Source organism: Sinorhizobium meliloti, assembly GCF_017876815.1.
In the GTDB taxonomy this organism is placed as follows: domain Bacteria; phylum Pseudomonadota; class Alphaproteobacteria; order Rhizobiales; family Rhizobiaceae; genus Sinorhizobium; species Sinorhizobium meliloti.
The window spans coordinates 3640359-3653790 of the sequence record NZ_JAGIOS010000001.1; the positions used below are offsets into that span (position 1 = coordinate 3640359).

The 13432-nt window shown below is 63.2% G+C and carries 13 protein-coding genes; 6 read left to right on the forward strand and 7 right to left on the reverse strand.

Features of this window, described 5'->3' with window-relative positions:
* Window positions 1-43 precede the first annotated feature (43 nt).
* Together JOH52_RS17650 and JOH52_RS17655 are read left to right on the forward strand one after the other, a co-directional pair.
* The gene (locus tag JOH52_RS17650; protein ID WP_010969224.1) at window positions 44-670 is read left to right on the forward strand and encodes a cytochrome b; all 627 of its coding nucleotides are present in this window, start codon (window positions 44-46) and stop codon (window positions 668-670) included.
* Window positions 667-1272 (forward strand): YceI family protein, encoded by a 606-nt coding sequence (locus tag JOH52_RS17655; RefSeq protein ID WP_010969223.1) that lies wholly within the window; start codon window positions 667-669, stop codon window positions 1270-1272. The genes JOH52_RS17650 and JOH52_RS17655 overlap by 4 nt, the downstream gene beginning before the upstream one ends.
* Here the strand turns inward: JOH52_RS17655 and JOH52_RS17660 are convergent.
* Both JOH52_RS17660 and JOH52_RS17665 read right to left on the reverse strand, forming a co-directional pair.
* Window positions 1269-2594: an FAD-binding oxidoreductase gene (locus JOH52_RS17660; protein WP_010969222.1), complete on the reverse strand. Its 1326-nt coding sequence runs from the start codon at window positions 2592-2594 to the stop codon at window positions 1269-1271. The two genes, JOH52_RS17655 and JOH52_RS17660, sit on opposite strands and share 4 nt — an antisense overlap.
* A gap of 28 nt (window positions 2595-2622) precedes the next feature.
* Complete coding sequence (locus JOH52_RS17665) at window positions 2623-3558, reverse strand: alpha/beta hydrolase (RefSeq protein ID WP_017271814.1); 936 nt, start codon at window positions 3556-3558, stop codon at window positions 2623-2625.
* Between the two features lie 192 nt (window positions 3559-3750).
* Between JOH52_RS17665 and parE the strand changes: the two genes are divergently transcribed.
* Window positions 3751-5811 (forward strand): DNA topoisomerase IV subunit B, encoded by a 2061-nt coding sequence (gene parE, locus JOH52_RS17670; RefSeq protein ID WP_003534725.1) that lies wholly within the window; start codon window positions 3751-3753, stop codon window positions 5809-5811.
* 16 nt (window positions 5812-5827) lie between these two features.
* On the opposite strand, the gene JOH52_RS17675 is transcribed toward parE, so the two are convergent.
* Window positions 5828-6298 (reverse strand): GNAT family N-acetyltransferase, encoded by a 471-nt coding sequence (locus tag JOH52_RS17675; RefSeq protein WP_010969220.1) that lies wholly within the window; start codon window positions 6296-6298, stop codon window positions 5828-5830.
* A gap of 226 nt (window positions 6299-6524) precedes the next feature.
* Between JOH52_RS17675 and JOH52_RS17680 the strand changes: the two genes are divergently transcribed.
* On the forward strand, window positions 6525-6956 hold the full coding sequence (locus JOH52_RS17680; RefSeq protein WP_014529679.1) for a hypothetical protein: 432 nt from the start codon (window positions 6525-6527) through the stop codon (window positions 6954-6956).
* A 15-nt stretch (window positions 6957-6971) separates the two neighbouring features.
* Here the strand turns inward: JOH52_RS17680 and JOH52_RS17685 are convergent, their stop codons facing one another.
* Entirely contained in the window at window positions 6972-8105 is a 1134-nt protein-coding gene (locus JOH52_RS17685; protein WP_014529680.1) for a DUF2336 domain-containing protein, read from the reverse strand.
* Window positions 8106-8177: 72 nt separating this feature from the next.
* Between JOH52_RS17685 and JOH52_RS17690 the strand changes: the two genes are divergently transcribed.
* On the forward strand, window positions 8178-8888 hold the full coding sequence (locus JOH52_RS17690) for an aldolase/citrate lyase family protein (protein ID WP_017267057.1): 711 nt from the start codon (window positions 8178-8180) through the stop codon (window positions 8886-8888).
* 8 nt (window positions 8889-8896) lie between these two features.
* Here JOH52_RS17690 and JOH52_RS17695 read toward each other — a convergent pair whose 3' ends face one another.
* Together JOH52_RS17695 and JOH52_RS17700 are read right to left on the reverse strand one after the other, a co-directional pair.
* Window positions 8897-9499, reverse strand: coding sequence for a flavin reductase family protein (locus JOH52_RS17695; protein WP_003534717.1), 603 nt, complete (start codon window positions 9497-9499; stop codon window positions 8897-8899).
* On the reverse strand, window positions 9499-10083 hold the full coding sequence (locus JOH52_RS17700) for a nitroreductase family protein (RefSeq protein ID WP_003534715.1): 585 nt from the start codon (window positions 10081-10083) through the stop codon (window positions 9499-9501). The genes JOH52_RS17695 and JOH52_RS17700 overlap by 1 nt, the downstream gene beginning before the upstream one ends.
* Before the next feature lie 100 nt (window positions 10084-10183).
* Between JOH52_RS17700 and JOH52_RS17705 the strand changes: the two genes are divergently transcribed.
* Entirely contained in the window at window positions 10184-11179 is a 996-nt protein-coding gene (locus tag JOH52_RS17705) for a hypothetical protein (RefSeq protein ID WP_017267056.1), read from the forward strand.
* Between the two features lie 204 nt (window positions 11180-11383).
* Here JOH52_RS17705 and thrS read toward each other — a convergent pair whose 3' ends face one another.
* Window positions 11384-13366: a threonine--tRNA ligase gene (thrS, locus tag JOH52_RS17710; RefSeq protein ID WP_014529683.1), complete on the reverse strand. Its 1983-nt coding sequence runs from the start codon at window positions 13364-13366 to the stop codon at window positions 11384-11386.
* Between the last annotated feature and the right edge of the window lie 66 nt (window positions 13367-13432).

The window sequence follows — 13432 nt, forward strand, 5'->3', positions numbered from 1 at the left end:
TCTACCATCACGTAGACGTACGCGCCGGGCGTCGGAGTCTGCCATGCTGCGCAACAGCGAGAACGGGTTCGGAACGGTGACGATCGCCCTTCACTGGACGATCGCGGTTCTGATCCTCGGGCTCATCCTCGCCGGCTTCGTCATGCGGCGCATCGAGATCGACCCGGGTCTGCAGTTCTCCCTTTACCAGTGGCACAAGTCGTTCGGCTTCACCGCTTTGGGACTGGCTGCGTTTCGGATGCTCTGGTGGCTCGTGGAAACCAGCCCGGCAGCTTCTCCGACCCTTGGCCCGATGGAGCACATGGCCGCACGGGCCACGCATCTGTCGCTCATCGCGCTCGCACTCCTCGTGCCGCTGTCCGGCTGGGCGGTCGTGTCCGTCTCGACGCTGGCGATCCCGAGCTTCTATTTCAACTTGATCATCATTCCGCATCTGCCGCTCCCGAAATCCGGGACTTCGGAAGCGTTCTGGGCCCTCGCCCATGCAATGCTCGCCTATGTGACGCTTGGCCTGGTCGCGATCCACGCGGCGGCGGCATTCTATCACCATCTCGTGCGGCGCGACTTGGTGCTCATCCGCATGCTTCGCTCCGGGTCGATGCCGCGCACCGGCAGCACCGTCAAGACTTCCGGAAAGGACGACACCGTTGTCGAGAGGAAACGAATATGACCAGCTCAGGCAAGCAGTCCATGGCAGTGACCCTGCCGCTTTCGCTCCTCGCCCTTGCCCTCGCAGGGACGCCGGTTGCGGGGGCGAAAGCGCCGGCGCTTGCGGATGCTGCCGGGACCTACCGCATCGCGAGCTCGTCGAGGATCCAGTTCAGCGTTGGACAAGTGGGTGGCAGCGGCGGCATTGCCGGCAGCTTCACTAAATTCTCGGGCATATTCCGGATCGATGGCGACGACGTCGGGCGATCCTCCGTGGAGTTCACGCTTTTTCCGGAGAGCGTAAGGTCCACCGAGCGCCGGATCGAGGACTTCCTGCGCTCCAGCGCAGTGTTCGATGCAGCCAACCACAGGACCGTGACCTTCCGCTCCACCGGCGTCAGCCAGACCGGCCCGGATGCCGCAACGATCGAGGGCGTTCTCACCGCCCGCGGCAAGAGCCGCAAGGAGCGCTTCGACGTGAGGCTCACCGATTGGAACAGGCGCTCGATTTCCTTCACGATCCGCGGCAGCATCCGCCGCTCGCCCTACGGCATGACCGTCGGGACGCCCATTTACTCCAACGTCGTGGAGTTCGACATGAACATAAGAGGGCAGAAGCGTTAGGTTTGCCCGGGCGCCAGGGCCGTGCGCCGCCAGAAGTCCGAGACCATTGCCGGATCGCGCAGCGCCTCCAGCCTTTTCCAGGCGGGAAATGATGCTTCGAAGATGGCTGGGCTCATGCGGAAGTCCTGGCACGGATTGACCGCACCGCCGGCCACGACGGCAATCTCGTCGAGAGCGTCGAGCAGCTTGACGGTGGCCTCGCCTTGATTGGCAAAGTCCATGGTCAGGGCGAAGCCCGGTCTCGAAAAGGAGAGAAGCCCCGGGGAGGCTATGCCACCGAAACGGTGCAGCTTCGTCCGTACGGACCCATGACCGGCACGGCGGGCTGTTTCGAGCAACCGCGCCGTGGTCTCCGGCGCGGTCGCAACGGGATACACGCTTTGATGCTGGCAGAGGCCACGCCGCCCGTAGAGCCTGCGCCACCCGCCGATCGCGTCGAGAGGGTGAAAGTAGGAAGTCCACGTCTGCGTCGACACGGTCTCACCACGGTCGTGCTTGCGAAAGCGGTATTCGTTCAGCATTTTCAGCGTCACGCTGTTGAACAGACTGAAGGGCGGCGAAAAAGGCACGGCGAGCCTCGGCCCCTTCGGGATATCAGGATATTCGCAAGCGCCGTCGGCGTGATCCGCGGCGAACAGGACGCCCCTCCCCATGCGCCGTCCCGTCGCGAGCTGGTCGAGCCAGGCTACGGCATACTCGTGCTCCTCTTCGGCCCATTCGGCCAGCGTGAAATATCGATCGAGACTATCGAAGCGAAGCACGTGCCGCTGGACATGCGGCGACGGCACCTTCATCAACCGAAGCTCGACGTCGAGGATCAGCCCGGTCAGTCCCAGGCCGCCGATCGTCGCAGCGAAGAGTTCTGCATTCTCCTCGGGCGAGCAGACGAGGCGTTGGCCCGTCGAACGCAGCAAGGTCAGGCGCCGGACGTGATTGCCGAAGGAGCCGCGCGCATGGTGATTGCCACCGTGGATGTCGTTGGCGACGGCGCCGCCGACGGTGACGAGGCCCGTCGCCGGCGTCACGGGAAGAAAGAAGCGATGCGGAACGGCGCGCGCCAGCAGGTCGGCAAGGATAGTGCCGGCCTCGCAGCGAATGGTCCCGCTCCCCGGATCGAAAGACAGGATGCGGTTATGCTTCCTGCTTTCGATAAGGGTCCCGAATTGGTTGCGGCAAACATCGCCGTGGCTCAGGCCATTGCCGACGGGAAGAAACGCCATGGCGGCCACCGAGCTTATGCCGTCCTCGTAGTCATCGGGTGAAACGGTCGGTCGAGACCGGTTTCCAAACCGACCCGCTTCCTCGAAATCGTCCATTCTCATTACCGCCGTCAACTCCACAACCGATCGCCTAGCGGTCAAGGATCCAGTTCAGCGCCTCTCGCCAGTCCGTCATTCTGATCGGAGTTCCATGCGAACCTGTTTCGAACAGGACGAAACGGACAGGATAGGCCTTCGATCTGAGGCTGCGATAGAGCGCGACCTGGGACTCGGCCGGATAGACGCTGTCGCGGCTGCCGTGGCTGAAGAGTATCGGCAGCCGCGCGCTGTAGGCGGCACTCTTGCGAAAGTCGGGGTCGGCGGGGCCGCCCATGATCATCATGCCGCCAAGGGCCGAGACGGCTGCCTCTTGGCGGGCTATGCCCCAGCAGATGAAGCTTCCCATGGAGGCACAGGAAAGGATTACCGGCCCTCCGCCGGAACGCTCCGCTGCGAAACGGATCAGTGCCGAAACATCCGCTACGCCCGCAGCATCGAAGGACCTGACGCTTGGAGCGTAATAGGTTCCGCCATTGACGACAGCCAGATTTTTGAGGCGATTGAAATTGCCTCCGAAGGCGAAATCATTGGCACCGAGACGGCGGTCGCCGCCGCGACCATGAATAAAGATCACGGTGAATGCGGCGCCGCGATCGGGGCCGACGCGGGTGACGTCAAGCCCCCGCTCGCCGAAACCGAGCGTCTCGTTCACCTGCACGCTCTTGACACCGAGCGACACGTAAGCGCGCTTCACCCGCCGCTCGGGTATCTGGTCGCGCTCGTTGATGTCGCGTAGTTCCTGGTAATCGACAACGCGGAAGTCGCCGCCATCCGCCTCCTGAAGCAGTTTGCTATAGCGAAACAGCGCGTCCTTGTAGGGCTTAACGGGTTCGGCCCTTGCGGAAACGGCAAGGCTCGCGAAAAGAAGCGCGCCGATCAGATGCCGTATGGAGAAAAGAATTGTGGACATGGACACCCGATCGGCTCCCTCGTTCGGCGCCTGCCTTGCCACCGGCGCCTCGGCCAAGCAACACTGGCGCGGCAAATCTGGCTCATTAAAGGGTATTTCTTCCTCCGGGGCATCGAAATTCGCCTTTTGTTCGCTCTTCGGGCGAGACTCTGGCAGAATTCCGGTGATTCGCGCGACAAAGGATGGCGGCCGCGCCGCGGTCTTGCTATGGCCTAGCCGACAATTAGACAGGAACGATCTGAACGCTTCATGGACGACAGCAGCGACCTTTTTTCCGCTATGCCCCAACAGCCGAAGCCGGCGGATGCCGCGCCACGCAAGCCCGCGGCCCCCGCCGCCGGTAACGAAGCGTCGCGCCCCGCACCCAAGACGAGCGACGGCAGCGACTACGACGCCTCGGCAATCGAAGTGCTGGAAGGTCTGGAGCCGGTCCGGCGCCGTCCGGGCATGTATATCGGCGGGACGGACGAAAAGGCCCTGCATCATCTGTTCGCCGAGGTCATCGACAACTCGATGGACGAGGCGGTCGCGGGACACGCCAACTTCATCGACGTGAACCTGGACGCCGACGGCTACCTGACGGTGACCGACAACGGCCGCGGCATCCCCGTCGAGAACCACCCGAAATTTCCCGGCAAGTCGACGCTCGAGGTGGTGATGACGGTGCTGCATGCCGGCGGCAAGTTCGACGGCAAGGCCTATGAGACCTCCGGCGGCCTGCACGGCGTCGGCGTTTCCGTGGTCAACGCACTGTCGGACGACCTTGAAGTCGAGGTTGCACGCAATCGCCGGCTCTATCGCCAGCGCTTCTCCCGCGGCATCGCGCAGGGCGGCCTCGAAGACCTGGGTGACGTACACAACCGGCGCGGCACCAGGGTCCGTTTCCACCCCGACCCGCAGATCTTCGGACCGCATGCCCGCTTCGAGCCGGCGCGGCTTTTCCGAATGGCCCGCTCCAAGGCCTATCTCTTCGGCGGTGTGGAAATCCGCTGGTCCTGCGATCCGGCGCTCCTGCCGGAAGGTTCGGAAATCCCGGACAGGGCCGTGTTTCATTTCCCCGGCGGCCTCAAGGACTATCTCGCCGCCACGCTCGGCAAGGAATTCACGGTCACCCGCGAGATTTTCGCCGGCAAATCGGAAAAGTCCGGTGGCCACGGTTCGCTCGAATGGGCCGTCACCTGGTATGGCGGCGACCAGCAGATCCATTCCTACTGCAACACCATCCCGACGCCCGAAGGGGGAACGCACGAGGCGGGTCTGCGCATTGCGCTGACGAAGGGGCTCAAGAACTACGCCGAGCTCACACAGAACAAGCGCGCTGCGATCGTCACCACGGACGATGTCATGATCTCTGCGGCAGGCATGCTCTCGGTCTTCATTCGCGAGCCGGAATTCGTCGGTCAGACGAAGGACAAGCTGGCTACGGTGGAGGCGCAGCGCATCGTCGAAAACGCGCTTCGCGATCCTTTCGACCATTATCTCGCCGACAATCCGGCAGAGGCGGCCAAGCTTCTCGACTGGGTGGTGGAGCGCGCCGAGGAGCGTGTACGCCGGCGCAAGGAAAAGGAAGTCAGCCGCAAGACGGCGGTCCGCAAGCTGCGCCTGCCGGGCAAGCTCGCGGACTGCGCCCAGAATACGGCGGAAGGTGCCGAACTCTTCATCGTCGAAGGGGACTCGGCCGGCGGTTCGGCCAAACAGGCGCGCAACCGCGCCAACCAGGCGATCCTGCCGCTGCGCGGCAAGATCCTCAACGTCGCCAGCGCCGGCCGCGAGAAGCTCGGTGCCAATCAGCAGATCGGCGATCTCGTCCAGGCGCTCGGCTGCGGCACGCGCTCGAAGTATCGCGAAGAGGACCTGCGCTACGAGCGCATCATCATCATGACCGACGCCGACGTCGACGGTGCGCACATCGCCTCTCTTCTGATCACCTTCTTCTATCAGGAGATGCCGGAGCTCATCCGCGGAGGCCATCTCTATCTCGCCGTGCCGCCGCTCTATCGCCTGAGCCAGGGTTCCAAGACGCTTTATGCCCGCGACGACGCGCATCGCGAAGAGCTGATGCGGACGGAGTTCAATGGTCGCGGCAAAGTCGAACTCGGGCGGTTCAAGGGCCTCGGCGAGATGCTGCCCGCGCAGCTCAAGGAAACCACGATGGACCCGGCCAAGCGGACGCTCCTCAAGGTCGAAATCGACGATGTCGACTTCGAGGGCACCCGCGATGCCGTCGACAGCCTGATGGGAACGAAAGCCGAGGCCCGCTTCCGTTTCATCCAGGAGCGCGCGGTCTTCGCGGACAACCTGGACATCTGAAACTCGCGATCGCCCCTCACGCCTCCTGCCGAACCGGTTTTTCCATGAACAGGCTCAGCGGATCAGGTAGATAGCTGCCGAAGGGCGCACACTCCACGTAGCCGGATGCCTTGTAGAGACCGATCGCTTCCGGCTGATAGATGCCGGTCTCAAGACGGATTGCCGTGAGACCGAGCTTTGCCGCTTTGGCTTCGAGAACCGATAAAAGCAGCTTGCCAAGCTTCAGCCCCCTCGCCTCCGGGTCGACGAACATCCGCTTGATCTCGGCCGTACCGTCGCCCGCTTCGACGAGGCCACAGCAGCCGACGACTTCGCCGTCACGGCGGGCCACGAAAAAGGATACGGTGGGCTGCTCCAACTGAGACAGATCGACCAGATGATTGCTTTCGGCCGGATAGAGCGATGCCGCATAGGCATCGGACAATTCCAGAAGGCGAATAACGGCCGGCTGGCGCGGCGACTCTTCGGCGATGGTTACGGCGGTCATTTCAGTTTCTCCATTCGGTCCCGTCCGGACGCACATGATTTCAACGCTCTAATGCCGAAGATCGCCGGGACCAATACGCCAAACGACGCAATTTCGCAGCTACTACAATCAATCCGCGTAACGGGGAGAAACAATTTGTTTCGGCGCCCGCCGGCTTTTGCCCTTCTTTGGAAAGAATCGGACGGCCATAAAAAAGCGTCGTCATCATCTGAACGGAAGAGTGACCATGAAAGCCGCCCTGATCGTCATGACCATTCTCGGTTGCGACGACAACATTACCCAATGCCATTACATCTCGACCGTGAACGGCGACTGGCCGTCGATCGCGCAGTGCGACACGGAATCGCAAAAGGAACTGCCGCGGTTCTCCGACAGGAACTACCCCGTCGTGGTGGCCGTGTGCGAGAGCTCAGGGCCGGGCATGACGGCGGAAAGCGAGCCGGTTCCGGAGCTGAATGCAACGCTTCCGGCTCAGCCGGGCGTGCAGCAAAACACAACATCAACGGCAGAAGGCGGAGAACCAACCTTGCCGAGGCGCGCCCTGGCATTGATCAGCGGCGCCGTACCCGACCGGGAGAAACTGAAGGCGATCGTCAGTGCACCGGTCCACTACGTCGAAGACGGCTATTCCTGGGTGGCGCGCCGATTCGGCAATTGAGGTAATCAAGCCGTCTTACGCGGCCTGGCGGGAGAGCAACAAGGCGTAGTTGCGCGCCCTCTGCCGCTGCTCGGCAAAAGCCAGCCGCTCCGCGAGTTCGGCGACGGCGTGATATGCGCCGAAGCTTCGGCGGCGAAGGCGATCCGAAAGTCTGGCGGCGACGGAGAGGGAGGCTCCATCGTGATCCGCATCTGCCTCGCATTGGCAGAACAATACGGCCTCCGAAAACATTCCGCTCACTTCACGGCCAAGCCCCGCAGTTTCGAGGAGAGCCCTGATCGAGTGGAATCGCCCGCCCGAAAGGATCGACCGGACGCGCTTCTCCGGGACTCCGGACAGATCCACGATTGCCGCAGAAAAAAACTCCGTCCTGCCGCTGCAAAGCGCCGTCAGCAGCAGAGCCGGCGTCAGGCGGCCGGTTTTGCGGAGAGCGGCAACCATCCGCTGCAATTCCTCCCGCGCGGAGGCGGAGGAAAGCGTCAGCGCTGCCGCGTCGCAAGTCTCCCGCACGACACGCTGCGCCCGGTCCTCGCCGATAACGGCGCGTACCAGGTCAGACGCCGCAAGCGCCGCGCCGGCTTTTTCGGCGAGGGTCTGGCGCGCGTCGCTCGGCAGATCATGACGCTCGAGCAACAGGCCGCGGGCGGCCACGCTATCGCCGAGGCGGTCGGCAATTCGCCGCAACGAGCCCGGAGAAAGCCTGGCCCCCGGATTTTCCAACAGGATGAGCACCTCTTCCTCGCCGCCAATCTCGGCGATGGCAGCCGCAACGGCGCATGAGACGTCGCTGCGGGAGGCGATCAGCGCCCGCATCTCCGCGCCGCCGTCCGCCGCCATGTCGACAAGATCGTCGTCATTCAAGACCGGTGAGCGGGAAATCGCGATGTAGGCAATCTCGGGCTGGTCCTGCGCAAGCGCCTTGATGATCGAGCGCGGCACAATCGGGCAATCCGCCAGCGCCTCGGCAAGAGACCGCCGCACCTTGGGCGAAGGATCGTCGAGGAGAAAGGTCATCGCCATTTCGACCGCCTGCCGATCGATGCCATTCACATCGGCCTGAGCAAAGGCACGACCAAGCGCACTGGCAGCACTGGCGCGTTCGCTGGCTTTCGCCGTTTCCACCCAGCGAAGAAATGCTTGTATGATCACCTATGCCCCACTAGTCACCCGAGCAGCCCCATGCTCGAAGCCTAGCGGCCAAAGGTTTAAGATTGGTTCACCATGTCTGTTAACGGCGCGCAAACCATCCTACCGCTCCTGTATCTGCCGGCCGGCGAACCGGTGCCTCGCAGGGAGATCCTGACCGCCTTCCGAGCGGTCGTGATTGCCGGGAGCGAAACTGGCCTGCCGCCCTCGGATCTGCCTCGACAGGACGCCGGCTGCCTGTTGCTCGCCCGAATCGAAACGAGTAGCGATCCCGGTGAAGACGAGCTTGCCGCTTTGATCGGCAGCGGCTTCGACGGCGTCGTTCTGGCCGGATGCCGCGGCCCCGCAGACATTCAACGGCTCGATGTGCTGCTCAAGGTCGCCGAGGCGGCGGCCAGCAAGCCCCAGGGCCGAACGGTTATTCTTGCGGAATACGCGACGACGCCGGAAAGCGTCCTGTCGCCTCACTCGCTGGCGGGTGCCTCATCGCGCCTCTCGGCACTGGTGTTCGATGCCTCGGCCCTGGCCGAAGCGTGTGGTTGCAGGCGCGTGACCGAAACGGGCGACGTGCCGGCTGTCGTTCGAGCCGGCCGTGCTGCGGCAGTCCTGAGAGCCTGCGAGGCCCGCATCGCGGCTTACGACATGCTGCCTATCGACGCCGAGGATGAGGCGACCGTGCGGCGCCTGTGGAAAAACAGCGTGGAGAACGGCTTTTCGAGCGTTGCCCTCCGCTCGCCGCAGCAGATCGACCTTCTTGCCGCTGCAGGCGTCGTGCCGGAAGTCTAGAACCTGATCTAGCGAACAGGCCGCATCATCTCGAAGACGTCGCCGCCATCGCAATAGTCCATGTAGCCGAGCCGGGCGAGCGGCTTGACGGTCGCCATGTCGAACCGCCCATCGCGGATGGCCTCCTCGCGGATGTGAATGCCGACCACTGCGCCGATGACGACATAGCTGTCGGAAACGACGCCATCGATACCCTTGGGCCGGAAGATCTCCGTCATCCGGCATTCCAGCGCCGCGAATGCCTCGCCCACGAAGGGAGCCTTCACGAGCGTTCCCTCTACAGGCGTCAGTCCGGCGATCTCGAACTCGCTTTCACCATGCGGGGCGGCCACCGAGGTGAGATTGACCGCCTCGCTCAGGTTGCGGCTGGCAAAGCTCGCGGTGAACTCCCCGGTCGCCTCGATGTTGCGTACCGAATCCTTGTAGCCGCTCGAGGCGAACATCACGAGCTTCGGCCGGTCGCTGATGGCGTTGAAAAAGGAATAGGGCCCAAGGTTCAGCGCCCCATCGGCCCCGCGCGTGCCGATCCAGCCGATCGGTCTCGGCGACACGATCGCCTTGAAGGGATCGTGCGGCAGGCCGTGCCCGTTTCCGGCGGTGTCGTAGAACATCAGTCGCCCTCCCCGACCCAGGTGACGATCTCCTCGAGTTCGGGCCTGGGGCGCTCCGTCGGCGGCACCATTGCAGTGCCGATGTGAATGAAGCCCGCAATCTTCTCGCCCGGCGCCACGCCGAGCAGCGGATAGGCCCGTTCCTCGAAGGCATACCATTCGGTCAGCCAGTTCGAGGCGTAACCGAGCGCATTTGCGGCCATCAGCAGATTGAGGCAGACGGCACCAGCCGACATCTGCTGCTCCCATTCCGGAATCTTGAAATGCGGCGCCGCCTTGCTGACCACGGCGACCACGACCGGCGCGCGCGTCAGCCGCGCCTCCTCGACCTTGATCATCTCTTCCGGCATGTCCGGCTTGGCGGCAAGCGCCATCTTCTTCAGTTCGGCGCTGATGCGCGCCCTCTCCTCGCCCCGATAGACAATGAAGCGCCACGGCGCCAATTTGCCATGATCCGGCACGCGCGAGGCGAGCTTCAGCATTTCCGCGACTTCCGCCTTGCTGGGTCCTGGCTCACCCATCTGAAAGGCCGGGATGGACCTGCGGGAGGCAAGATAGTCGACAAGCTTTATTTCGGTTTTCATATCGAGCGAATTCCACTAGTTTGCCGCCGCATCGGCAGCCACGAAAATGCCATACCGGCGTCCCAAGTGGAGTCACCCAGTCAAGAAGTCAACTGCTCTCATGCGTCTCCGTCTTCGTATTTTCCTGAGAACCGTTCTGGCGATCACACTCGCCGGGACCGGTGCGGGACGAGCGTTTGCGGAGGACCCCACAGACGCCTTCAAGAGCTTTCCCTCGATCTCCGGCACGCAAAAGATGCCGAAGCTTACCGGTTTCAGCCCGCTCATCACCGATCCGACGCAGGGCGGCCAACTGAAGGACGTGGAGCTCGAGGCGCTGCTGACGGATAAGGGAAAGCCGGTCCAATCGGGCCTTACCTGGCGGGTCTTCAGCCCCATTCCGGGCAGCGACGGAAAGCTGCCGCTGCTCGCGACCTCCGAGGGCGGCTCCACCGCTTTCAATCTCGTGCCCGGCGAATATTTCGTCAACGTCGCCTTTGGCCGGGCGGGCGCGACCCGCAAGATTCGCGTGCCCGAAGACGGCCCGCTCGACAAACAGGTGCTCGTGCTCGATGCCGGGGGCGTCATGCTGAACGCCGTCTCCGGCAGCGATGTCCGCATCCCGCCGAACGAACTCAGCTTTTCGATCTTCTCTTCCGACGTGAAGGAGGATGGCGAGCGCGGCCTCGTGGTCGCCGACGTGAAACCCGGTACGGTGGTTCAACTCAATGCCGACACCTATCACGTCGTGTCGAACTACGGATCGGTGAATGCCGTCATCCGTGCCGACATCCAGATCGAAGCCGGCAAGCTGACCGAAGCGACGATCCAGCACCGCGCCGCGAAGCTGACCCTGAAGCTCGTCTCGGAAGCCGGCGGCGAAGCCATTGCGGATACCGCCTGGTCAATCCTCACTTCCTCCGGCGACGTCGTCAGCGAGAGCGTCGGCGCTTTCCCGACCCTCGTCCTTGCCGAGGGCAGCTACACGGCGGTGGCGCGCAACAAGGACAAGATCTACCAGCGCGATTTTGCCGTGAAGGCAGGCGTCAATACCGACGTGGAAGTGCTGCTCAACGGCAACGGCGAAGCCGACCAGGCCGCGGAAGCGCAGGACTGAAGCCCGCCCCTCATCCGCCTGCCGGCACCTTCTCCCCGCAAGCGGGGCGAAGGGACAAGCAGCGGTCGCCCGATCATCTTTCACGCCGGTTGCTGCAGCGGGACGAGCGTGCCGCTTGTCCCTTCTCCCCATCAAGATGGGGAGAAGGTGGCGGCAGCCGGATGAGGGGCAGCCGCGTCATGAGCGCGCACTTACGGAAAACCGTTACACGCTTTTCCTGGAATTGCTCCTGCGCTTGAGGTCCGGTGCCATGGCTTCGGCGGAGAGCGAAGCAACGGCCTCGTCCAGCGACATTGCCGTCTGCCCCTGAGAACCCAGGCGACGGATGTTGACCGAGCGCTCCTCCGCTTCGCGCTTGCCGCACACGACGATCACCGGAACCTTCGTTACCGAATGCTCGCGGACCTTGTAGTTGATCTTCTCGTTGCGGAAATCGGTCTCGACCGTCAGCCCCGCATCACGCAAGCGTTCGGCGACTTCGCGGCCATAGTCGTCCGCTTCCGAGGTAATCGTTGCGACCACCACCTGCAGCGGCGATATCCAAAGCGGCATATGGCCGGCATAGTTCTCCAGCAGAATGCCGAGGAAACGCTCCATCGAACCGCAAATGGCACGGTGGATCATCACCGGCTGACGCTTCTCGGATTCGCTGTCGATGTAGAAGGCGCCGAAACGCTCCGGCAGGTTGAAGTCGACCTGCGTCGTTCCGCACTGCCATTCGCGGCCGATCGCGTCCTTCAGCGTATATTCGAACTTCGGACCGTAGAATGCGCCCTCGCCCGGCAGGATGCCGGTCTTGATGCGGCCTTCGGACTGCTCCTCGATCGTCTGCAGGACTTCCGTCATCACGGCTTCGGCGCGATCCCAAAGCTCATCGGAGCCCACACGCTTTTCCGGCCGCGTCGACAGCTTCACGACGATTTCCTTGAAGCCGAAGTCCTCGTAGACGGAAAGGATCAGGTCGTTGATCTTCAGGCATTCGGCCGCCATCTGCTCGTCGGTGCAGAAGATGTGCGCATCGTCCTGCGTGAAGCCGCGGACGCGCATGAGGCCATGCAGCGCGCCGGAGGGTTCATACCGGTGGACTGCGCCGAATTCCGCCAGCCGAACGGGCAGTTCGCGGTAAGACTTCAGACCATGCTTGAAGATCTGGATATGCCCGGGGCAATTCATCGGCTTCAGCGCGAAGACGCGATCATCGTCCGTATCGTCGCCGGCGACAGTCACCTTGAACATGTTGTCGCGATACCAGCCCCAGTGACCGGAGGTCTCCCAGAGCGACTTGTCGAGGACCTGGGGAGCATTGACCTCCTGGTAATCGCCTTCGAGCCGGCGGCGCATATAGGCGACGAGACTCTGGAAGATCCGCCAGCCCTTTCCGTGCCAGAAGACCACGCCAGGCCCTTCCTCCTGGAAGTGGAAGAGGTCCATCTCGCGGCCGAGCCGGCGATGGTCGCGCTTCTCGGCTTCGGCGAGCACGTGCAGATACTGATCCAGTTCCTCCTGCGTGTGCCACGCAGTGCCGTAGATGCGCGTCAGCATCGGATTGTTGCTGTCGCCGCGCCAATAGGCGCCCGCCACCTTCATCAGCTTGAAGGCCGTACCGATCTGGCCTGTCGAGGCCATGTGCGGCCCGCGGCAGAGATCGAACCAGTCGCCCTGGTAATAGATCTTCAGGTCCTGGCCCTCGGGGATGGTGTCGACGAGCTCCACCTTGTAGTTCTCGCCCTTGGCGGCAAAGACCTCCTTGGCCCTGTCGCGTGACCAGACCTCCTTGGTGAAGGGCTTGTTGCGGGCAATGATCTCCCGCATCTTCTTCTCGATGACGGGCAGGTCGTCCGGCGTGAAGGGCTCGTTCTTGGCGAAATCGTAATAGAAGCCGTTGTCGATGACCGGACCGATGGTCACCTGCGTTCCCGGCCACAATTCCTGCACGGCCTCCGCCATGACATGGGCCGCGTCGTGGCGGATGAGCTCGAGCGCGCGCTTGTCTTCGCGCGTGACGATCTCGATCCTGCCTTCCGTCACGGCATCCGAGAGATCGCGCAGTTCGCCGCCAATGGCGATCGCGACGGCCTTCTTGGCGAGCGACTTCGAGATCGATTCCGCGACGTCGCGACCGGTCGTGCCGGCGGCGAATTCTCGAACGGAGCCATCAGGAAATGTAAGGGAAACGGATTGCGACATCATGATCTCCTATCCAGTCCCGCCAACGAATGCGGGTGGTATGGTTTGCCGGCCGGGGCCGGTTCG